A 19,103-nucleotide genomic window follows, 5' to 3' on the forward strand; every position below is an offset into this window, starting at 1 on the left:
TCACAAGCGGGGAGCGAGGTAGATCACCGCATAGATCGGCAACCAGCTGAGTACGACGAAGTACCAGTACAGCGCGTTCTCGCTCACGTCGACGAAACGTTTCCCTTCGAACGGACCGGTGAACAGCAGCACGGCGAGCACCGCGGTGTCCAGTGTGTCCGTAATGAGGTGCGTTGTGTGCAGGCCGAGAAGCAGCCACACGACCGAGCCGTAGGCGTTCGTGTACCAGCTCACGTTCAGTGCGGCGAACTCTACGCTGCGCACCACCAGAAAGCCCACAGAGAAAGCCAGGCATACGCAGAGCCACAGACGCGCGCGGACGCGCTGCTGGCGGTCCGCAGCGCGCTTTGCAAGCTGGTTTGGCCACATGCTCACGAGCAGAATCGCGGTGTTTGCGGTGCCCCACAGAAGATCGGGCGGCGCGGCGTTGAGCGGCCACTTTGCAGTGAGACCGCGCAGATAGAAGTACGTCATTGCCGCGATGGCAAAAACGGTCCCCTCGATCAGCATCAGGCAGATGGTGCTCCACCACATCAGGCTGCTATGTCCGAAGCCGAAGCTCGGCAGATGGCGCACGTCCAGCATCAGCACGGGAGTGGCGCCCGCATCGTTTTGCATCGCGTCTACCGGCGCTTTGCGCAGTTCCGTCATGGCCGCTGCTCCAGTTGGACCGCTTGCTGGTTCTGGCCGCGATTTGGCCAGAACCAGCCGATCAACGCGATCGTGACCGGCACCGAGCCCCACACGACAGCCCACGGCGAAAAGATCGAGCCGATAAACAGCACGGTGGTCGCCACCGCACTGATAAACGGCCAGATGGAAGGCGACGGAAACAGCAGACGCAAATCAGGCAACGCGTCCAGCGCGGTAGTAGACAACACTTCACGCGCTTCGGCAGCAAGGCCGCTGACATAGGCAGGTTGCGCGGAAGGCTCCCACAACGGGTCGCGTCCGTGAACCACGGGCAGCGCGTCGAAGTTGTGCGGCGGCGGCGGACTCGTGGTGCTCCACTCGAGCGTGCCCGCGCCCCACGGATCGGCGCCTGCCACTTCACCATGCCGGTAGCTGTACATCGCGTTGATAATAAACAGCAGCACGCTGACGCCTATCGTTATCGCGCCTACCGTGGCAGCCAGGTTCATGCCGTCCCAGCCCATGCCGTGCGGGTAGGTCCACACGCGGCGCGGCATGCCGTGCAGACCGAGCACGTGCATCGGAAAGAACGCGACGTTGAAGCCGATAAAGAACAGCCAGAATTGCAGGCGCCCCAGCGTCTCGTTCATTAGCCGGCCAGTTGCTTTTGGATACCAGTAGTAGAACGCGCCGAATAGCGGAAACACCGCGCCGCCGAGCAAGACGTAATGCAGATGCGCGACCACGAAATAGGTGTCGTGTACCTGCAAGTCGAGCGCCACCGATCCGAGCATCACACCGGTCATGCCGCCCAGCACGAGAATGAAGAAGAAGCCGAGCGCAAACCATAGCGGCGTCTTCAGATTGAGACGTCCGGTCCACAGCGTCGCTATCCAGCAGAAGATCTGTACGCCTGACGGGATGGCGATCATCAGACTGGCGGCTGTAAAAAAGCTCTTGCCGAGCGCCGGAATGCTCGTCGCAAACATGTGATGCACCCAGAGACCGAACGCGAGAAAGGCCGTCATGATCAGCGCGAGCACCATGACCGGGTAGCCGAAAATCGGGCGGCGCGCGAAGGTTGGAATGATCGAAGAAAGAAAGCCGAGCGGAGGAATGAAGATCAGGTACACCTCGGGATGCCCGAAGAACCAGAATAGGTGCTGCCACAACAATACGTCGCCGCCGCGCGCCGCGTTGTAAAAATGCGTACCGACCAGACGGTCGAGAATCAGCGCGGTGCTGCCGAGCATCACCGCCGGCATCGCGAACAGCACCATGAATTGCGTGATCAGCGTGGCCCACACGAATAAGGGCATGCGGTTGAGCGACATGCCGGGCGCGCGCATCTTGAAGATCGTCGTAATGAGCACGACCGCTTCGAGCAGCGAGGCGAGTTCGGTGAAGGTGATCATCTGCGCCCAGATGTCGACGCCCTTGCCCGTCGAGTAATCAGGCCCGGCAAGCGGCACGTAACTGAACCAGCCTGCGTCCGGACCGGCGCCCAGCACGAACGCCACGTAAAGCGTCACGCCGCCAAACAGGAAGACCCAGTAGGCGTAGGCATTCATCCGCGGGAAGGCGACGCTGCGCGCGCCGATCATCAGCGGCACGAGCCAGGTGGCGACGGCCTGCATGACCGGCACGGCGAACAGGAACATCATCGTCGTGCCGTGAATCGTGAAAAGCTGGTTGTATAGCTCGGGACCGACGAGACGATTGCCGGGCCGCGCGAGCTGCAGTCGCATGGCGAGCGCGAGGAGGCCGCCCAACAAAAAGAAAACGAACGTGGTGATCACGAAGCGCCGCGCCACGGTCTTGTGGTTGACAGCGGAGAGCCGGCCCAGCCAGCCCGGGGAATCGCTCCATGTGCGCGCAAGCGCTTCGGCGACCTGCTGGCCGGCAGCGGGGCCGTCCACCAGATGTGCGGCCGGCCGCGCGGGCGAAGATTGACGTTCGCTCATTGGAGAGTTCTGATCCATGCGATAAGGGCATTCAGATCCTGCGCCGACAGCTGGGTTGCCGGCATCGTGGTGCCGGGCTTCATGCTGCCGGGCGCCTTGATCCAGGACTCGAGGTTGGCGGGCGTGTTTTCGAATGTTTCGGCGGCCAGCATCGGACGGCTCATCACGTGGGTGAGGTCGGGGCCGATCACCCCGTTTGCGGACGTGCCCCGCACGGTATGGCAGCCGGCGCAGTTGCCGGTCGTAAAGAGCCGCTCGCCTTGCGCCTGTAGCGCGTCGACCGGCTGCGGCGCAGGCGTCCGCTGGCGCGCGACCCATGCGTCGTACTGGGCGGGAGGCTCGGCGACCACCGTGAACGCCATTAGCGCGTGTTCGAGACCGCAGAATTCGGCACACTGCCCGCGATACGTGCCGGCGCGGTCGGCACGGAATTCGATTGTCGATTCGCGGCCTGGAATCATGTCCTTTTTGCCATGCAGATTCGGCACCCAGAACGTATGAATCACATCGTCGGCTTTGAGCGAAATGACGACGGGCCGCCCGACTGGCACGTGCAGTTCGTTCGCGACCGCGAATCCGCTGCCGGGCGTGTCGTCTGCGTAGCGCGCTTCCCACCACCATTGATGCCCGGTCATCTCCAGATGAACCGCGTCGGCGACGGGCAGTCGGGAGAGCGCGCGATCGGTCGTGATATCGGCGAGCAGCAGCCCGAAGAGCAACACTACCGACGCAATCGACGCCCCGCTCACCACGCGGCCCACGCGTCTCTCCGGGCGCTCGAGCGAGCCCAGATCCGGGCTCGCATCGCGGCTGACACGCGGTGCCCGCGCCACGGCGAAGAGCAGCGCAATCAGCACCGCCGCGAACACGAGCGAGCAGACGGTCAGCGTGACGGTCCAGAGTGAGAAGATGTGCGCGGCCTGCACGCCTGATGGGCGCAGCGCATCATGAGCCGGGGCGGCCTGTGCTTCGAACGCAAGGCCGCCGGATAGAGCGGCTGCCGAAGCGGCTGCGAAAACGCCTGCGGCCCTGAGCGCAATCGCGCCGCGCGGCGGCCTGCCTGCAACGCTCTGCAGATCGGTTCGGGGTGCTTGGCCGGTTTTCATGCTTGGGCGCATTGGCTCGTGGGGCGTTTCTGAGTGGCTTAGCAATCCCTGTACCGGGCCGGATCAGGCGTTGGGGCGTACCATGAGCGGCTCAGGCCGCTTACACTCGCTTACGCCCGTCGTGGCGGTCTTACGGAAACACTCTTCATATCGCAGGCGTTCGCTAATAAAATGTCAGATGCGCATAAAGCCGCAAAAGGACCGGCTTGCCTTGGGCTTTAAGTGCAAAACAACGAGAACAGTAGAAAACAACATGCGGTGCGCCGTCAGCGGCGCGCCAGAAGCAGATTAGGTCCACAGCCTATTCTCGATGGAGCAGGTTAATGGCGCATGCATACGAGCCCGATGACATCGTTCAGAACTGGGCCAACATCTGGGTTCAATCCCTGCGCGACTACGCGGTGATCGGTTTGTCCGAAGACGGCCGCATCCGCTCGTGGAATGCGGGCGGTGAAGCCATTCACGGCTTTCGCGAGGACGAGGTCGTCGGCAAGCCGCTAGATATCTTCTACACGGCTGAAGAGCGCGCGAAGGGCTCGCCGCAAAGGGCGCTCGACACGGCGCGTAGCGAAGGGCGCTTCGAGAGCGAAGGGTGGCGCCTGCGCAAGGACGGTAAAGCATTCTGGGCGAGCGTCGTGCTCACGGCGCTGCGCTCGCAGGACGGCACGCTTCTCGGCTATGGCGAGATCGTGCGCGACATGACCGACAAAAAGACGGTGCACGACGCGGTGCTCGAAAGCGAGCGCCGTTTCCGCCTGCTGGTGGACGGCGTGACCGATTACGCGATTTTCATGTTGTCGCCGGAAGGCATGGTGACCAACTGGAATTCGGGCGCGCGCCGTATCAAGGGCTATACGGCCAGTGAAATCATCGGCTCGCATTTTTCGCGCTTCTATACGCCTGAAGACGCCGGCAGCGGACTGCCGCAGCGCGGGCTCGCCGCGGCTGCACGCGACGGCCGTTTCGAAGCAGAAGGCTGGCGCGTGCGCAAGGACGGCTCGCGTTTCTGGGCACACGTCGTGATCGACGCAATCCGCGACGGCGGCGCGCTGGTCGGCTTTGCGAAGATCACGCGCGATATCACCGAGCGCATGGAAGCGAATCGTCTGCTGGAAGAGACACGCATCGCGCTCGTGCAGTCGCAGAAAATGGAAGCCATCGGCAAGCTGACGGGCGGCGTCGCGCACGATTTCAACAACGTCATGCAGATTTTGCGCGGCAACCTCGAATTGCTGGAAAGCCGGCATAAACGCGACGGCTGGACACGCGAGCGCCTCGACAAGGCGATCGACGCGGTGGAGCGCGGCGCGAAGCTCGCGTCGCAATTGCTCGCGTTCGGGCGCCAGCAGCCGTTGCGGCCTATCGTCATCAATCTTGCGGCCGCGATTCGGGGCATGGACGACCTGCTGCGCCGTGCGCTCGGTGAAACGGTGGAGATCGAGACCGTCGTGTCGGGTGGATTGTGGAATACCCTCGTCGACGTACACCAGATGGAGAACGTGATCCTCAATCTCGCGATCAACGCCCGCGACGCGATGAAGGAGGGCGGCAAGCTCACGATGGAAGTGTCGAACGCCATGCTCGACGATCAGTACGTCGCGGGCTTCCCGGACGTGCCCTCCGGCCAGTACGTGATGCTCGCCGTAACCGACACCGGTACGGGCATGGCGCCCGATATCGTGCAGCGGGCGTTCGATCCGTTTTTCACGACCAAGCCCGAAGGCGAGGGCACCGGCCTCGGCCTGAGCATGGCGTATGGCTTCGTCAAGCAGAGCGGCGGCCACATCAGGATCTACAGCGAAGTCGGACACGGCACGACCGTGAAGATCTATCTGCCGCGCTCGATGGAAGAAGCGGTCGAGGCGCCGACCTCGCCGCCGGTCACCCTGGCGCTGCTCGGCGGGACGGAAACGATCCTGGTGGTGGAAGACGACCAGGAGGTGCAATCGACGGTGGTCGACACGCTGTCGGGTCTCGGCTATAGCGTGCTGAAAGCCAACGACGCCGAGCAGGCGCTCGCGGTGGTGCGCAGCGGCGTGCACATAGACCTTCTCTTTACAGACGTGGTGATGCCCGGCCCGCTGCGCAGCCCCGCGATGGTCGCCCAGGCGGTGCAGTTGTTGCCGCGCATGAAGGTGCTGTTCACGTCCGGCTATACGCAGAACGCGATCGTGCATGGCGGTCGGCTCGATCCTGGCGTTGAATTGCTGAGCAAACCGTACAGCCGCGAACAATTGGCGTACAAGATCCGGCAGATACTCGGCGTCCCTCCGCTCGCCCGTAACGATGACACCGGCGAAAATCAGGAGGGAGCGGCTGACAAGGGTCTGCGCCTGCTGCTGGTCGACGACGATCTCGACACCTCCGAGGCCATCGGCGAGCTGCTGAAGCTGCTGGGCCACGACCCCGCTGTCACCGGCTCGCCGCAAGAAGCGCTGCAGCTCCTCGCGGAACAACCATTCGACGTGTTGATCACCGATCTGTCCATGCCGGTCATGTCCGGTCTCGAACTCGCGCAGCGTGCTACGCAGATTCGGCCCACGTTACGTGTGATTTTTGCTTCGGGTCACGAGATGCCGTCGGTGGACAAGCTGCCGTTTCGCTGGGGAGCGCTGCGCAAGCCCTATAGCATGGACGAATTGGGTGCGATGCTGCGTGGTTTCGACAAGTAGTCGGGGTAGGCTCCCCGCGCGTCAGCGCCCGGCGCAATTGCAGACGAACTTGAATTGAGCGACCGCAAGCGCGGCTTCCTTCTTGCCGCGTTGTCGCAATTCTTCTGCGAGGAGCTTCTGGAACAGGGGCAGCTTCGCTTCGCCGTACAGGTCGCAAAACTCGCCGATCGTCTCGACGATTGCGCGCCTTTCTGTCTCTGGACTTAATGTACTGCTGATGTGCGAGGCACCCCGCGCGAGTTCAACCGCGTAAGTAACACGGGCAGTCGCGGTGGCGGCGGCTGAAGGTCCCTTCGGCATAGGGTTCTCTCGTATTTTTATTTGATGTCTGGCGAGCGTTGCTCGCCAGTGTCGCGTGGCAAAAGGCTTTCATTAAATTTATCGCGCAATTCTGAAGGAAATCTTAAGGCTGGGCTTTTGCGGTCAACATGCTCAGCTTTTGCTGCGCACAGCGTCAACGGTGTCGGAAATGCGCCCGATAGGCGCCAGTCCACTGATCTTCTCGGCCAGCATCCGTTCGTACACGCCGAAGTGCAAGTCCACTTCTTCCTGCGTGACGACTGTCACGAAGATCCGCACTTGCGAGGGCATCAAACCGAGAACCGTGGCAATTGCCGCTTCGAGTTGCGGGGCGCAAAGCCGGTCTTCGGCGAAGGTCGTTCCGACCGATACGTCGTACGATTTTTCCTCTCGCACCGTGACATCCACGAGCCTTGCGCGCGCACTCATATTGTTTTCTATCGCAATGCGTATGACGTCCACGGCGGTTCGCATTGCTTCCGTTGGAAAGCCTCCTGGCGAGCGCAGGTAGACCCGATGCCGTCCAAGAGTCAGCCAGTCCGAATCGAATTCCATGCCTGTTTCTCCGACACTTTGATCTCGCACGACTATGTGGTTTCCGTTGTGTTTTTCAAGGTCAAAAATTTGCGCAAAAGGGTCTTGAAATCGTCGTGGCCGAATCTATTTTAGATTCCGCTCAGGCAGACGCGCCGTTTCCGGCGGCGCGCTGCGTGTTTCGATTTGTCTGTCAGCGGGTGCGGGCAGGCGGACTGGAGCGCGTAGGCCCGTCCGTCTCCTTGCCCCGGTACTACCGAGGAGGAAACGATCATGAGTGACCTTTACTTCGCGACCGACCTGTTCAGCCAGCTCGACCGTTTGCAGCAGCAGATGTCGGCGGTGTTCGGCGGTTTCCCTTCGAGCATCCGCTCTGGCCGGATGTCGGCCTTTCCGCAAATCAATATCGGCACCACCGACGACTCGATCGAGATCGTCGCGTTTGCGCCCGGTATCGATGCGTCGCAACTCGACGTATCCATCGACAAAGGCTTGCTGACGATTGCCGGCGAGCGCAAGCGCGTCGCGCCGGAGGCGGACGAGTCCACGCGCCAATATGCGCAGGAGCGTTTTACAGGCTCTTTCCGCCGCGTAATCGAACTGCCGCAGCAGGCCGACCCCGACAAGGTCGAGGCGCGCTACACGAACGGCTGTCTGTCGATTAGCGTCGGCAAGCGCGAGTCGTCCAAACCGCGTGCAATCACCATTCAATGACCTCACGATGATGGAGCGAATCATGAGCGATACGACCGAAGTTGTTCAAAAGGAGCAGCAACCCGTGGCGCGCGGCGAGCGCGAGCCGGCTGAGCAGCGCGCGACGCTGACGCCGCCCGTCGACGTGATCGAAAACGCGCACGGCGTCACGCTGTGGGCCGACCTTCCGGGTGTGTCGAAAGAGAAGCTGGAGGTGCGCGTGCACGACGGCAATCTGCACATCGAGGCCGAATCGAGCGTGCCGACGCGCGCCGGCTTGCGTCTGCAACACGCGGAAATCCGCGCGCCGCATTTCTCGCGTTCGTTCACGCTGGGTGCGGAATTCGACACGTCGAAAATCGAGGCGAACCTTCAGGATGGTGTGCTGAAGCTCGTCATTCCGCGACGCGAAGAAGCGCGGCCACGCCGCATTGAAGTCAACGTCGGCTAATGCTGTTTGCCACGGCCCCGCCGCGGGCCGCGGCTGATTGATTCGGCCCGGCGGATTGCTAACCGAAAAGTCGTGCGCCCGCGCCGGTGTCGGATGCCGGCACCGGTGCGGGTGTTCCCGCGAGAAGATTTTCATACACGCGCAGATAGTCGCCCGCCATGCGTGCAGCCGTGAAGCGCTGCTCGAACGAACGGCGGCATTTTGCGCGATCTATTTCGCCGATGCGCGCGACCGCGCTGACAGCCTGTTCGACGTTATCGACGATGAACCCGTTCACGCCATGCGTCAGCACTTCCGGCACCGCGCCGCGTCCAAATGCAACGACCGGCGTGCCGCATGCCATTGCCTCGATCATCACCATCCCGAACGGCTCCGCCCATTCCACTGGAAACAGAAGCGCTCGCGCATTCGCGATGAGTTGCCTGCGTAGGTCACCGCCGACTTCGCCGAGATAGTCGGTGAAGTCGCGCGAATCTTCCAGCAGCGGTTCGATTTGCTGTGCGAAGTACTCCCGCTCGCCGGGATGGATTTTGCCTGCCATTTTCAACGTCAGTCCGGCGCGCCTCGCGATTTCAACGGCGAGGTCGGGCCGCTTGCCGGGCATCAAGCGGCCGAGAAAGAGCAGATACGACGCAGGCTCCGGCTGAAACTCGAATTCGTCGAGTGGCAGACCGTGATAGATCGTTGCTTGCCAGTTGGCGGAGGGCACCGGCTTGCGCTGATCGTTGGAAATCGACACGAGCGGCGCTGACGCGAATTCGCGAAAAAGCGGCCCGTGATCTACAGGCAGCAATTGCCCATGAAGCGTGGTGAGCGACTTGCACGGTAACGCTCGTGCCAGCGGAAAGTGCAGCGGATCGCCATGAAAATGCACGACGTCGAACTGGTTCGCCAGATCTGCGACGCGTGCCAGCTGCCTCACGTGGTGCGTGAGCGTGTCCCACACGGTCGTGTCGCGCCATAGTCCGCGCTCGCAGATCGGTACCAGACGTGCAGCCGTGGTGGAGTCGGCGGTAGCGAACAGCGTGACATCGTGGCCACGTCGAACGAGTTCTTCGGTGAGGTAGGACACGACGCGCTCGGTGGCGCCGTAAGCGAAGGGTGGGACGCATTCGTAGAGAGGGGCGACTTGAGCGATTCTCACGGGGCAGTCGTGTCTTGAGGTTGGGTTGCAGCCGCGTGCGCGGGACATGCGAACGCGACCATCGTTGCAGGCTTCAGGAGTTGTCTTTTTTCACTTCCGAAAGATCGTCCTCTTTTACTTCCGCTTGCCGGACTGTGGTGCCCTCGTCGTCGGTTTCGGAGACATCGGTCTCAAATGTTCCTTCGCCGGATTGGTTGTTACCCGTGCTTTGCGCGGTGTCGTCCTGGTCATTTGGTTTCGTCGCCATTTCATTCTCCCGTGGGTTGGTTGGAAGGCAACGGGAGTCGAGCAAGGGACGCTCCCGGCTAGCATGCCAAGACGTCTTCAAGCGACGCCTATTCTCGTCGAGCATGCTTGTAATCGTTGCGATAGAACCGCGCAATTTCTGCTTGGGGAATGCTGCGGTCACGAACACGCGTCGGGCCAAAATCGACGTAATGCGCATCACGGCCGCAGAGGCGGCATGGCGGTTGCTGCGTCTCTCATGTCGCAACGAACATTGCGCCGCTTTGAGCTACCCGTTAGAAAATCAGTGAGGAAACGCATGAAAAAGATGACAGTAATTGCAGTAGCGTGCGGTTGTTTCAGCCTGCTTCCGGTCGCCGCGAATGCACAGACACAAGCCGCTTCCACTACCGCCGCCAATCCGCTCGCACAGGTGGACAAAGACTTTGTTCAGGCAGCTTCAATGTCTTCGTCGACGGAGATCGACGCGGCAAAACTCGCGACTAGCAATTCCAGTGATAAAGACGTGAAATCATTTGCGCATCACATGATGCTCGATCACACGAAGCTGACCGTCCAGCTGAAAATGGCCGCGCCGCATGGTGTGGAAGTACCGAAGGACAATTCGGACCCGAGTGTGCTCGACGCATTGAAGCCGCTGAAGGGCAAGGAATTCGATCAGGCGTATATCCAGAAGGTCGGTCTTGAAGGACACAAGCAAGCCATTGCCGCCTTCGAAAAGGAAATTGCTGAAGGGCAGAACGCCGACCTGAAGAAGGCCGCGCAAAAGGCGTTGCCGACAATCAAGGAGCATTACCAGCGGGCTCAACAACTTGCGGCGAAGAAGGGCGTGACCCAGTAGTACTGTTGTTGTCTGCGATTCGGGCTCGACGTCAATGCTCGAATCGCACACGAAATGGTATGCGCGTGGCGGGTGGCGCGCCTCGTGGCACGCGGCCTGCTGCGCTCTTCGGCGGGCGGCGGGCATTGCGTTGATTCGGGCTCGCGAGTCTCTACCGCAACATCGTATTGGGAGAGCGATATGCACACTGAGGACGCCGCGCGCTCGGCAGCCGGCCAGACGGCGCAGACCGGTGGGTGCGCCTGCGGAGCCGTGCGGTTTGAGGTGAGTGCAGCGCCGAGGCGCGTCTCTCTGTGCCATTGCATGACCTGCCGTCGCGTGCATGGCAGTGCTTTCGGCGCATATGCGATGTTCGCGCGCGACGCCGTCCAGTTGTCCGGGCCGGTCCAGATGTGGCAAAGCTCGGCGGAAGGCAGGCGATATTTCTGCCAGACCTGTGGATCGGTTGCGTTCATGGAGTACGTGGACAGCGATGAACTCGACATACCGCTAGGCGCGTTCGATAGCGCCGGGCTTTACGAGCCGACTTACGAATTATGGTGCTGCCATAAAGAGCCCTGGCTCCCGCAGGGCGTTCGTACCGAATACGAGGAAGAAAGTCCCCATTAGTCTTGCGAGCAGTGCGCAGTACTTCGACGAACTACTTCGTAAATGAAGGAGCTGAAAATGAGCGATCCAAAGCAATCCAATACACAACCGGGTAATCCGAAGAACGCGGGCAAGCAGAGCGGGCAGCAACAGCAGAATCAGCAGAAGACGCCGCAGCACCAGGGCGGTCAACGTCAGCCCTGATCGGCCGCTGAACGTTTTCACCGGCGCCGTAATTCCGGCGCTGATGTCCCGTTCCGCGGGAGAGGGCGCGGCGCGCATTCGATGTGCGCCGCGCCTGCGTTTGACGCATCGATGCGCGTTTTTCCTGGCCCCCGAAACAGTCGACTCGCAATTGCAGGAATCGAGATGGTGAGAAGGAAGTTGCACTTTCATAATAGTTCGCTGCGGCATCCGGCATCGCCCGACGGTATAACCATTACCGCCAGCGATTACAGAATCTACCCGACGTATCGGCGTACTGTGACCGGCACGTTTACCGGCGACCTGAAGGTCGTACGCATAACAGACGACCGGCTGATATTTCCGTACGACGGCGCGCCGATGATAGGTCCGTTCGAAACCGCGCTTGAAGCACGTGAGGCCGCAGCGCGCAAAGGCGCCGAAGTTGTCGCGGCGGACCTGCTGAACCCGGAGTACTGATCCGCCTGATAGGCGGGGAGCCATCGCGTTGCGCTAATAACAATGGAGACGTCAATGAAGTCACTGGACATCGATCGTTTGCGCCCCACGCAAGTCACGCACGGATTGCGCGAGGTAGAGGAGAAAACGCGCTTCTATCAGTCGCTGTCCGGTCATGACCTTGACATGGCCATTGCGGAGAAACCCGTCCCGATCGTCCTTGGACCCCAGGAAGAGCCGTACGTGATCGACCATCACCACGTGGCCGCGGCTCTTTGGCAGGCCGATATAGCGTCGGTACCTGTCGTGCTGATCCGGGATCTGTCCACGTGTTCGCCGGCCGAATTCTGGCTCACGCTCGAAAACAATCGTTGGACATTTCCATACGATCAGCGTGGCCAGCGGGTGTCCTTTGCCGATATGCCGCTCCACGTCTGGGAAATGATAGACGACGAATTCCGCAGCCTCGCCGCTTCGGTGCGCGATGCCGGTGGTTATCAGAGAACGAGTGTGCCTTTGGCGGAATTCCGCTGGGCGGATTTCTTTCGCCACAGGCTCCCGCTTCCCGCAGACTCATCGGAATACGCTGCACTGGTGCAACGAGCGGTTGAACTGGCGAAAAGCCAGGCTGCGCTTGGCCTGCCTGGCTATGTCGAGTCCGACGCTGGCGTACAAGGCGCCTCGGCCGATTCGGGCGATGCACAGAATTAAGCGCGTTCGTGCTCTTTGCCCTTTCCGGCGCCGGTTTTTTCCACGCAAGCATCCACGTCGACAGTGTGCTTGCCTTGCGTGCCTACCTTGCTCGCCAACCGCAAATACGCTTCTGCCAGACGGCGAAGATCGTCTTCGGATGCGTCTTCAATACCGATTAACTGATTGTTCGCCGCGCGATGCGAAGCCAGCAATTCATTGAGCTTCAGATGCATCGCAACACTGTCCTTGTTCTGACTTTGCTGGATCATGAAGACCATCAGAAAAGTGATGATGGTCGTGCCGGTATTAATGACGAGTTGCCACGCGTCGGAATAGTGGAAGAAGGGTCCCGTGACGGCCCAAACGATAACCGTGATGACGGCGATACCAAACGCAATCGGTGATCCGGCAAGCCGCGTTACCGAACTCGCGAAGTTGTCGAACGCGCGCGTGACGGGATTGCGCGCTGCGTAGGCAGGACTGGACGTCTGCGGAACGGTGTCGATGCTATCCGCGCTTGAGCGGGATTCTCCTGGTCGCATTTCTTTCTCCGGGATGTTGCTCATGACGGGGTCATAGCACATTGCGTGCCGACATCTCAGCAGCAGGAGCATCCAGCAAAATGCCGCATCCCATAGCCTCCGGTTTCTTCGCGGGCGTCGGGCGAGCCGCCACCGAGCGAGGGCGCGCCGATTACCACGCGTGCAGCCGAGGCCCCGCACTGAGGGCACGCCACAGGTTCGTCACGCTCCGCAACGCGGCGCACCGTTTCGAAAGCGCCGCATTCGGCGCACTCATAGTCATAAACTGGCATGGCGTGTGACTCTGTTAGATCAGTAGCCACTTGAGTCTACTGACCGCGGGTTAAGTAAACAGTCTAGTCTGCATCGGTACGCAATTGTTCGAGCTTTGCGCGCACGCGGTCGGCGAGTACTTCGGGAGCGAAGGGTTTACGGATGACTTCCATATCGGCGAGCGCATCGCCTGGCGCATAGCCGGTGACAAGAATGACCGGCATCGACGGATACCGTTGCCTCACGGCCTCGGCGATCTGCCGGCCGTTGATCGTGCCGGGCAAAGCGACGTCACTGATCAGCAAATCGAAACGCGCGCCTGCATGCAGCAGCCGCAATGCCGCCGCGCCGCTGTCCGCTTCCAGTACCCGGTAGCCCTGTTCCCTCAATTGCTCCGCGGTGACTTCCCGCACGATTTCTTCGTCCTCGACAAGGACGATGGTTTTTGCCGGATCCTTGTACTCGTCCTGCATATCTTCCTTCTGCACGGAGGCGGGCAGGCACAGGCGTACGGTCGTTCCTTTGCCGAGGGCGGTTTCCATCTGCACGATTCCGCCGGATTGCCTGACAAAGCCGTAGATCTGGCTGAGGCCAAGACCGACGCCCTGGCCCGACGGTTTTGTCGTGAAGAACGGCTCGAACGCATGTTCCATGATTTTCGGTGACATGCCGGTGCCCGTGTCCGACACAGCAATGCAGCAGTAACGTCCGGGTTGGGCGTCGTCGAATCCGGCGACTTCTGCGTCGGTCAATATCACTTCGCTCGTGCTGATGGTGAGCCACCCGCCGTCCGGCATCGCGTCGCGAGCATTCACGCACAGATTGACGAGCGCGCTTTCCATCTGATTCGGGTCGCACAAAACCAGCCACGTCCCGTCACCGAGCTTGAGTTCCAGGTTGATGCCCGAACCGACGACGCGGCGAATCATGTCTTCCATGTCGTGCGCAATCGCATCAAGGCTCACCAGACGCGGCTCGAGCGTTTGTTGGCGTCCGAACGCGAGCAACCTGTGTGTCAATGTCGCCGCACGGCTTGCGCCTTTTTCCGCCCGCTCGACCAGCGTGACGACGTCGGTGGGCCGGCCCTGCTGCATGCGCACCCGGATCAGACTCAGGCAGCTCATGATGGCCTGCAGCATGTTGTTGAAGTCGTGCGCGATGCCGCCGGTAAGCTGGCCAATGGCCTTGAGTTTCTCACTGTGGCGCAAACGTTCTTCGGCGCGCGAGCGTTCGCGGCTTTCACGATGAAGCGTATCCACCGCCCGCTGCAATTCCGCGGTGCGCTCGGATACACGTCTTTCGAGTTCCTCGCTGCCGCGTTCGAGCGCTTCGCGTGCGCGAACCTGGTCTTCGATATCGGTCGATGTGCCGAGCCACGCCGCGACGCCGCCTTCTGCACGCAACGGCTTCGCGCGGGTCTGGAACCAGCGGTACGTGCCGTCGGACGCGCGGCGAATGCGGTGCTCGACCGCATATTCTCCTTTCACACCGCACACGCTCCACGCCGCCATGGTTGCCTCGCGATCGCCGGGATGCACTGCATCCAGCCATCCGAAGCCGAGGCTGTCCTGCTCCGAAATGCCGCTGTATTCGATCCACTGAGGACTGCCCCACGTGCGCTCGCCGCTAATGAGGCAGGTGAACACCAGTTGCGGTATCTGCGTCGCAAGCATGCGGTAGCGCTCTTCGCTCTCGTGCAGCGAGACGGCATGCTTGCGTGTCTCGGCTGCGATCCGAAGCCGTTCGACCGCGGCGGCGAGCAGGTTCGCATACGAGCGCAAGAATTCAGTGTCGAGGTCGTTGAAGTCGCGCGGCGTGCGACTGTCGACTTGCAACACGCCGTATGCAGGCCGTTCTTTTCCGCCGAGAATCACGACGTTGATCAGCGCCTTCACGCCCGCGTCGACGATGAACTGCGAATAGCGAAAGCGCTTTTCAGCAGCGATGTCCGGCGAAATTGCAGGCTTGCCCGTTTGCAGCGCATAACCTTCCGACGAGCCGCGTTCGGCTCGCGCCGTGGCATGGCCCACCACGCCCGGCGGCCAGCCCACGCCGGCGCGCACGAGAAGCGTAATTCGATCGGCCTGCAATTCCATGACTTTGGCCATGTCTGCTTGCAGCGCTTGAGCGACGAGACGGCATGCTTCGCACAATATTTCGTCGAGGTCGTCGGAGCGAAGCGCAAGTTCGCCGAATTCCGCCAGAATCGCTTGCTGGTTGAAGAGAATGGCTTCGCGGTCCGCTGTGCTCACGGCAAGATCCCCTGCTTGCAATAGTGAAGAAAGTGAGCCATCCCAACTAACGGAGGCTCTTCGAATGAAACCGTCGAGCCAGATTCATTCCTGCTATGCCGAGACACAAGCTACGTTGTGCATTGCGGCGGCAGAACACGCGTAAAGAACCGGGCGCCCGCGAGGAACGCGCGATGCTGAATTAGCGGGACCGCATGCCAACCAAGGAGAGGCACATGGCGACGTCTAATTCAGGTTCGAACGGCGGTCCCATCCGCAAATTCATCGATGTCCAGAAGGCGCTGAAGGGCGCTTCCTATCCCGCCGACAAAGCAAGCCTGCTGGACACCGCAAAGGGCAATGGCGCCGACGACGAGGTGCTCGATGCACTCGAACGCTTGCCGGATCAGGAGTACGGCAGCCCCGCCGAGGTGTCGAAAGGCGTGGGCGACGAATAGCGCCCGGTAGACCAACCCGGGCGCGCGACGCGCGGAGGCCACTGTCTCCGCTGTCAAATGTGCAAGCGCCCGGGAAGTAAATACACGTGGCTCGCGCGTCCTTGTTAAGGCATTGCCATGGAATCTCCGACGGGCGTTCCAGGCGTGTGGTGATCACCGTTGCTCTGGCTCGTCGAGCATCACCGACAGCGTGCCCGAATCGTTCTGGATCCCTGCATCGAGATTGATCGCCCCTGGCGTTTCTTTTTCGATTGCGCGCAGCAGGCGCGGGGTAAACGATGCGCCGAAGCGTCCAATCATCGCCTCGCGCGCCATATCGTCTGCGTAGGCGAGGTTGCGTAGCTCATCGAGCGGCAATCCGACGAAGAGGTTCAACGGATACGGCGGCGCTTCTGGGTCCTCCGATGCCGCGTCCGACGCTGGGGCACGGATGCGCAGTCCCGGTTGCAGATGCGTCTCGAATTCGGCGGTGACTTCATAATTCGGTGCGAAGTTGAGCGACGTCTTCGCCTCGCTCTCGAGAAACGGCGCGACGCCGTCAAGGCGCGCAAGTTCTTCGTCGCTAAGCAGCATGATCCGGTTCTCCCTGGGTTTGACGGAGTGCAGTGTGCGATATGTGGTCCATGTAACGGGAGTTGCAGCAAACCGCTTGCCGCCCCGCGTGGAATGATTTATTAGTTTCACCAGGCACAGTCGATGCTGCGCCGTTCTGCTATCGAGGAGTCATGCCGCGCTTCGCGCAACGACGAATCGAAACCGAACGGGTGCCACCATGCATTGCAATCCGAAGAGCGCGTTACTCGCCATATCCATTGCGGCGCTGGCCGTAGGTGCGTCTGGCTGCAAGAAAGAGGACAACACCAGCAAGGACACGATGAGTTCCGCAAGCAGCGGCGTGATGAGCAATTCGGCGGGCGCGAACGGAACCAGTGGCCAAAGCGACGCCGCGAAGCGTGCGAGCGAGAGCGCGGCCGCGGGCGGCACGAGTCAACCCAGCAGCGCGGCGCCTGCTTCGTCCGCCAGCCAATAGTATGCGCGCGGCTGAGTGGATGCGCGGTTCGATCCGCGGTCATTAAGTTGCGTTTGCTGAGCCTGCAAGGGGATGTCATGAGCGAATCTTTGCATCGACCGTCATTCGGCGCGGCGCTCTATTACAAAGATCCGTTAGCCGCTCTTGAGTGGCTCGAACGGGCTTTCGGCTTCACCCGGCAACTCGTGATTACCGACGACGCCGGGCAACTCGCACATTCCGAAATGCGTTACGGCGACAGCTACGTGATGATCAGCCGTGAATGGTCGGCAGACTCCGTGAGCCCGGTTACTGTGAGCGGGAAAAATACACAGTCAGTGCATGTGCAACTGAGCGACGGTATCGACCAACATTGCGCTCGCGCGCGTGCGGCGGGCGCGGTCATTACCCGCGAGCCCGCGGATCAGTTTTACGGCGACCGCGTTTATGCTGCGCGGGACCCGGAGGGGCATATCTGGAGTTTCGGGCAGACCGTGCGCGCTGTATCGCGGGAAGAAGCTGAACGCGCGAGCGGGCTGAATATCGAAGGCTGGATCTAGCGGTGCATGCGGGGGAGCAAACGCGGGGCGGCAGCCCCGCGCGATTCGCGCAGAGGAGCGCACAGAAAGTAAGCTGAAAGCACTCGCTCAATGAATGCGCGAGCGGCTGTTGACGAGTCGCCACAACGCGCTTGCGATCAGCGATCCGACGCCTAGCGCGACGCCTAACAGCACGATGGAACTCATGTGATCGCGTACGAGCGGCACATTGCCGAACAGATAGCCGGCCGCGACGAGAGAGCCGATCCACAGTGCGGCGCCCGCGGTCACGAACGACACGAATCGCGCAAACGTCATGCGCGAAACGCCGGCCGCGAACGGCGCGAAAGTGCGCACTACGGCAATGAATGGCGATAACAGAAAGGTTAATCCGCCGCGAGCTTCGTAGAACGCATGCGCACGGCGCAGTGCATTCTTGTCGAGCCAGCGGTAATCGGCCGTATAAACCTTTTCACCGATCGCGCGCCCAATTGCATAGTCGACGATGCTTCCCGCCACAGTAGCCGCGAATAGCACTGACATCACGAGCCAGACGTTCAACGCGCCGGTGGCTGACAGCCCGCCGCAAATGAAAATGAGCGGATCGCCCGGCAGGAAAAATAACGGCAGAAAGCCGATTTCAACGAACACGATAATAAACAGCATCGCGTACACGGCTGTACCGTATTGGACGATCAGGCTGCTCAGGTGCTGATCGAAGTGCAGAGCGATCTGCAGCATTTGCATGAGTTGCATGCTGGCCCCAGGTTGTCGGATGTTCAGCAGTGTAGTCCGGCGGCCGCGCGGATACTTGTGTATTTGGCCGCGCGGATGTCAATATCGCGTGTCGCATCCGTGAACGGGCCGAACATCAACCGTCAAAAAACACCATGCAACAGTTAGCCGATGTGACTTTCCGTCTTGCCGCGCCCGGCGATGCCGAAACGGTTCGCACAATCGAATTCGAGGCAAGCTTGCGCTTTGTCAGCGTCGGCATGTCGGGCATTGCCGATGCGCCGCCAATGAGTCTCGCTTTCGTGGAGCGGAAGATCGCGGCGCAGGAGCTGATCGTGGCGGTGAATGCCGAGGGAACCTGCGTCGGATTCGTGATGTTCGAGCCGCAGCCCGCGCGTATCTACATCCAGGAGCTCGATGTACTGACGTCGCATGCCGGTCGACGCATCGGCGCCGCGCTGATCGAGCAGGTTGCGCAACTCGCGCGCTCGCGGCGGATCATGCAACTGGTCCTGTCGACGTATCGCGAAGTGCCGTGGAATGCACCGTATTACCGGCGACTCGGTTTTCGCGACATAGACGAAGCCGAACTCGACGTGGCTCTACGCGCACGGCGTGATGCACATATCGCACGAGGCCTCGACGAGTCAAAACGCGTCTTCATGCGGCGCAATCTTGACTAACAGTTTGCGTTACAGAGACGGGCGTCGCCGCAGACGGAAAAAAGCGGCGGGCGCCGCCGGAGATTCACTCTCCGATGACGCCCGCCGCTTTTCGCTGCGCGTCTTTTCGCTGCTCGTTACAGCCGCTGCTTTTACAGCCACATTACG

24 protein-coding genes are annotated in these 19,103 nt (G+C 61.1%); 12 read left to right on the plus strand and 12 right to left on the minus strand.

Translation table 11 applies throughout. From position 1 onward, the window contains the following. From ACTJLB_RS13685 to coxB, 3 genes are read right to left on the minus strand one after another with little or no spacing between them, the layout of a single operon-like run. Entirely contained in the window at positions 1–651 is a 651-nt protein-coding gene (locus ACTJLB_RS13685; protein WP_440783577.1) for a cytochrome c oxidase subunit 3, read from the minus strand. Then, positions 648–2,597 carry a cytochrome c oxidase subunit I gene (ctaD, locus tag ACTJLB_RS13690; protein WP_440783578.1) on the minus strand — a complete coding sequence of 650 codons (1,950 nt, stop codon included), beginning with the start codon at positions 2,595–2,597 and terminating at the stop codon, positions 648–650. Before ctaD ends, ACTJLB_RS13685 begins: the two co-directional genes overlap by 4 nt. Further along, a complete protein-coding gene (coxB, locus tag ACTJLB_RS13695) occupies positions 2,594–3,703 on the minus strand; it encodes a cytochrome c oxidase subunit II (RefSeq protein WP_440783579.1) in 1,110 nt (369 codons plus the stop codon). The genes ctaD and coxB overlap by 4 nt, the downstream gene beginning before the upstream one ends. Before the next feature lie 323 nt (positions 3,704–4,026). On the opposite strand from coxB, the gene ACTJLB_RS13700 reads away from it, so the two are divergent. Further along, on the plus strand, positions 4,027–6,375 hold the full coding sequence (locus ACTJLB_RS13700) for a hybrid sensor histidine kinase/response regulator (RefSeq protein WP_020068356.1): 2,349 nt from the start codon (positions 4,027–4,029) through the stop codon (positions 6,373–6,375). Between the two features lie 21 nt (positions 6,376–6,396). Here the strand turns inward: ACTJLB_RS13700 and ACTJLB_RS13705 are convergent, their stop codons facing one another. Next, the gene (locus tag ACTJLB_RS13705) at positions 6,397–6,675 is read right to left on the minus strand and encodes a hypothetical protein (RefSeq protein WP_020068357.1); all 279 of its coding nucleotides are present in this window, start codon (positions 6,673–6,675) and stop codon (positions 6,397–6,399) included. Between the two features lie 132 nt (positions 6,676–6,807). Beyond that, positions 6,808–7,230, minus strand: a complete 423-nt coding sequence (locus ACTJLB_RS13710) for a hypothetical protein (RefSeq protein WP_440783580.1) — start codon at positions 7,228–7,230, stop codon at positions 6,808–6,810. Between the two features lie 252 nt (positions 7,231–7,482). Between ACTJLB_RS13710 and ACTJLB_RS13715 the strand changes: the two genes are divergently transcribed. Both ACTJLB_RS13715 and ACTJLB_RS13720 read left to right on the plus strand, forming a co-directional pair. Further along, positions 7,483–7,923: an Hsp20/alpha crystallin family protein gene (locus tag ACTJLB_RS13715; protein ID WP_310353448.1), complete on the plus strand. Its 441-nt coding sequence runs from the start codon at positions 7,483–7,485 to the stop codon at positions 7,921–7,923. 22 nt (positions 7,924–7,945) lie between these two features. After that, complete coding sequence (locus ACTJLB_RS13720) at positions 7,946–8,353, plus strand: Hsp20/alpha crystallin family protein (protein WP_440783581.1); 408 nt, start codon at positions 7,946–7,948, stop codon at positions 8,351–8,353. Positions 8,354–8,411: 58 nt separating this feature from the next. Here ACTJLB_RS13720 and ACTJLB_RS13725 read toward each other — a convergent pair whose 3' ends face one another. Beyond that, positions 8,412–9,497 carry a glycosyltransferase family 4 protein gene (locus ACTJLB_RS13725; RefSeq protein ID WP_440783582.1) on the minus strand — a complete coding sequence of 362 codons (1,086 nt, stop codon included), beginning with the start codon at positions 9,495–9,497 and terminating at the stop codon, positions 8,412–8,414. Between the two features lie 73 nt (positions 9,498–9,570). Next, positions 9,571–9,744: a hypothetical protein gene (locus tag ACTJLB_RS13730; protein WP_440783583.1), complete on the minus strand. Its 174-nt coding sequence runs from the start codon at positions 9,742–9,744 to the stop codon at positions 9,571–9,573. A 297-nt stretch (positions 9,745–10,041) separates the two neighbouring features. Between ACTJLB_RS13730 and ACTJLB_RS13735 the strand changes: the two genes are divergently transcribed. From ACTJLB_RS13735 to ACTJLB_RS13755, 5 genes are all read left to right on the plus strand, one after another. Next, positions 10,042–10,584: a DUF4142 domain-containing protein gene (locus tag ACTJLB_RS13735; protein WP_020068364.1), complete on the plus strand. Its 543-nt coding sequence runs from the start codon at positions 10,042–10,044 to the stop codon at positions 10,582–10,584. Positions 10,585–10,764: 180 nt separating this feature from the next. After that, on the plus strand, positions 10,765–11,193 hold the full coding sequence (locus tag ACTJLB_RS13740; protein ID WP_440783584.1) for a GFA family protein: 429 nt from the start codon (positions 10,765–10,767) through the stop codon (positions 11,191–11,193). A 57-nt stretch (positions 11,194–11,250) separates the two neighbouring features. Next, positions 11,251–11,376, plus strand: coding sequence for a hypothetical protein (locus tag ACTJLB_RS13745; protein ID WP_006049380.1), 126 nt, complete (start codon positions 11,251–11,253; stop codon positions 11,374–11,376). A 165-nt stretch (positions 11,377–11,541) separates the two neighbouring features. Beyond that, positions 11,542–11,835, plus strand: a complete 294-nt coding sequence (locus ACTJLB_RS13750; protein WP_020068367.1) for a DUF6723 family protein — start codon at positions 11,542–11,544, stop codon at positions 11,833–11,835. Between the two features lie 54 nt (positions 11,836–11,889). Then, positions 11,890–12,525, plus strand: coding sequence for a ParB-like protein (locus tag ACTJLB_RS13755; RefSeq protein WP_440783585.1), 636 nt, complete (start codon positions 11,890–11,892; stop codon positions 12,523–12,525). On the opposite strand, the gene ACTJLB_RS13760 is transcribed toward ACTJLB_RS13755, so the two are convergent. From ACTJLB_RS13760 to ACTJLB_RS13770, 3 genes are all read right to left on the minus strand, one after another. After that, entirely contained in the window at positions 12,522–13,049 is a 528-nt protein-coding gene (locus ACTJLB_RS13760; protein ID WP_087753777.1) for a low affinity iron permease family protein, read from the minus strand. The genes ACTJLB_RS13755 and ACTJLB_RS13760 overlap by 4 nt on opposite strands. Before the next feature lie 56 nt (positions 13,050–13,105). After that, positions 13,106–13,321 carry an FmdB family zinc ribbon protein gene (locus ACTJLB_RS13765; protein ID WP_440783586.1) on the minus strand — a complete coding sequence of 72 codons (216 nt, stop codon included), beginning with the start codon at positions 13,319–13,321 and terminating at the stop codon, positions 13,106–13,108. Between the two features lie 63 nt (positions 13,322–13,384). Next, positions 13,385–15,553, minus strand: coding sequence for a response regulator (locus ACTJLB_RS13770; protein WP_440783587.1), 2,169 nt, complete (start codon positions 15,551–15,553; stop codon positions 13,385–13,387). Positions 15,554–15,768: 215 nt separating this feature from the next. Between ACTJLB_RS13770 and ACTJLB_RS13775 the strand changes: the two genes are divergently transcribed. Further along, the gene (locus ACTJLB_RS13775) at positions 15,769–15,990 is read left to right on the plus strand and encodes a DUF2795 domain-containing protein (protein ID WP_088173431.1); all 222 of its coding nucleotides are present in this window, start codon (positions 15,769–15,771) and stop codon (positions 15,988–15,990) included. A 153-nt stretch (positions 15,991–16,143) separates the two neighbouring features. On the opposite strand, the gene ACTJLB_RS13780 is transcribed toward ACTJLB_RS13775, so the two are convergent. Further along, positions 16,144–16,563, minus strand: a complete 420-nt coding sequence (locus ACTJLB_RS13780; protein WP_020068373.1) for a hypothetical protein — start codon at positions 16,561–16,563, stop codon at positions 16,144–16,146. A gap of 199 nt (positions 16,564–16,762) precedes the next feature. Between ACTJLB_RS13780 and ACTJLB_RS13785 the strand changes: the two genes are divergently transcribed. Both ACTJLB_RS13785 and ACTJLB_RS13790 read left to right on the plus strand, forming a co-directional pair. Then, a complete protein-coding gene (locus ACTJLB_RS13785; RefSeq protein WP_310069396.1) occupies positions 16,763–17,020 on the plus strand; it encodes a hypothetical protein in 258 nt (85 codons plus the stop codon). 77 nt (positions 17,021–17,097) lie between these two features. Beyond that, positions 17,098–17,559: a VOC family protein gene (locus ACTJLB_RS13790; protein WP_027804688.1), complete on the plus strand. Its 462-nt coding sequence runs from the start codon at positions 17,098–17,100 to the stop codon at positions 17,557–17,559. A gap of 87 nt (positions 17,560–17,646) precedes the next feature. Here ACTJLB_RS13790 and ACTJLB_RS13795 read toward each other — a convergent pair whose 3' ends face one another. Beyond that, complete coding sequence (locus ACTJLB_RS13795) at positions 17,647–18,294, minus strand: VTT domain-containing protein (protein ID WP_020068376.1); 648 nt, start codon at positions 18,292–18,294, stop codon at positions 17,647–17,649. Positions 18,295–18,428: 134 nt separating this feature from the next. Between ACTJLB_RS13795 and ACTJLB_RS13800 the strand changes: the two genes are divergently transcribed. After that, positions 18,429–18,956, plus strand: a complete 528-nt coding sequence (locus ACTJLB_RS13800; RefSeq protein ID WP_440783588.1) for a GNAT family N-acetyltransferase — start codon at positions 18,429–18,431, stop codon at positions 18,954–18,956. Positions 18,957–19,103: the final 147 nt, after the last annotated feature.

Origin of the sequence: Paraburkholderia sp. 22098, assembly GCF_052045935.1 — a bacterium.
Classification (GTDB): Bacteria; Pseudomonadota; Gammaproteobacteria; order Burkholderiales; family Burkholderiaceae; genus Paraburkholderia; species Paraburkholderia caledonica.

What these genes read in the sequence shown, in the direction of transcription:
- ACTJLB_RS13710 (WP_440783580.1), bottom strand. Translation starts at nt 7,230, where the DNA reads ATGGAATTCGATTCGGACTGGCTGACTCTTGGACGGCATCGGGTCTAC.
- ACTJLB_RS13735 (WP_020068364.1), top strand. Translation starts at nt 10,042, where the DNA reads ATGAAAAAGATGACAGTAATTGCAGTAGCGTGCGGTTGTTTCAGCCTG.
- ACTJLB_RS13780 (WP_020068373.1), bottom strand. Translation starts at nt 16,563, where the DNA reads ATGCTGCTTAGCGACGAAGAACTTGCGCGCCTTGACGGCGTCGCGCCG.
- ACTJLB_RS13755 (WP_440783585.1), top strand. Translation starts at nt 11,890, where the DNA reads ATGAAGTCACTGGACATCGATCGTTTGCGCCCCACGCAAGTCACGCAC.
- ACTJLB_RS13715 (WP_310353448.1), top strand. Translation starts at nt 7,483, where the DNA reads ATGAGTGACCTTTACTTCGCGACCGACCTGTTCAGCCAGCTCGACCGT.
- ACTJLB_RS13800 (WP_440783588.1), top strand. Translation starts at nt 18,429, where the DNA reads ATGCAACAGTTAGCCGATGTGACTTTCCGTCTTGCCGCGCCCGGCGAT.
- ACTJLB_RS13750 (WP_020068367.1), top strand. Translation starts at nt 11,542, where the DNA reads ATGGTGAGAAGGAAGTTGCACTTTCATAATAGTTCGCTGCGGCATCCG.
- ACTJLB_RS13730 (WP_440783583.1), bottom strand. Translation starts at nt 9,744, where the DNA reads ATGGCGACGAAACCAAATGACCAGGACGACACCGCGCAAAGCACGGGT.
- ACTJLB_RS13685 (WP_440783577.1), bottom strand. Translation starts at nt 651, where the DNA reads ATGACGGAACTGCGCAAAGCGCCGGTAGACGCGATGCAAAACGATGCG.
- ACTJLB_RS13790 (WP_027804688.1), top strand. Translation starts at nt 17,098, where the DNA reads ATGAGCGAATCTTTGCATCGACCGTCATTCGGCGCGGCGCTCTATTAC.
- ACTJLB_RS13720 (WP_440783581.1), top strand. Translation starts at nt 7,946, where the DNA reads ATGAGCGATACGACCGAAGTTGTTCAAAAGGAGCAGCAACCCGTGGCG.
- ctaD (WP_440783578.1), bottom strand. Translation starts at nt 2,597, where the DNA reads ATGAGCGAACGTCAATCTTCGCCCGCGCGGCCGGCCGCACATCTGGTG.
- ACTJLB_RS13705 (WP_020068357.1), bottom strand. Translation starts at nt 6,675, where the DNA reads ATGCCGAAGGGACCTTCAGCCGCCGCCACCGCGACTGCCCGTGTTACT.
- ACTJLB_RS13760 (WP_087753777.1), bottom strand. Translation starts at nt 13,049, where the DNA reads ATGCGACCAGGAGAATCCCGCTCAAGCGCGGATAGCATCGACACCGTT.
- coxB (WP_440783579.1), bottom strand. Translation starts at nt 3,703, where the DNA reads ATGAAAACCGGCCAAGCACCCCGAACCGATCTGCAGAGCGTTGCAGGC.
- ACTJLB_RS13765 (WP_440783586.1), bottom strand. Translation starts at nt 13,321, where the DNA reads ATGCCAGTTTATGACTATGAGTGCGCCGAATGCGGCGCTTTCGAAACG.
- ACTJLB_RS13795 (WP_020068376.1), bottom strand. Translation starts at nt 18,294, where the DNA reads ATGCAACTCATGCAAATGCTGCAGATCGCTCTGCACTTCGATCAGCAC.
- ACTJLB_RS13745 (WP_006049380.1), top strand. Translation starts at nt 11,251, where the DNA reads ATGAGCGATCCAAAGCAATCCAATACACAACCGGGTAATCCGAAGAAC.
- ACTJLB_RS13700 (WP_020068356.1), top strand. Translation starts at nt 4,027, where the DNA reads ATGGCGCATGCATACGAGCCCGATGACATCGTTCAGAACTGGGCCAAC.
- ACTJLB_RS13775 (WP_088173431.1), top strand. Translation starts at nt 15,769, where the DNA reads ATGGCGACGTCTAATTCAGGTTCGAACGGCGGTCCCATCCGCAAATTC.
- ACTJLB_RS13740 (WP_440783584.1), top strand. Translation starts at nt 10,765, where the DNA reads ATGCACACTGAGGACGCCGCGCGCTCGGCAGCCGGCCAGACGGCGCAG.
- ACTJLB_RS13785 (WP_310069396.1), top strand. Translation starts at nt 16,763, where the DNA reads ATGCATTGCAATCCGAAGAGCGCGTTACTCGCCATATCCATTGCGGCG.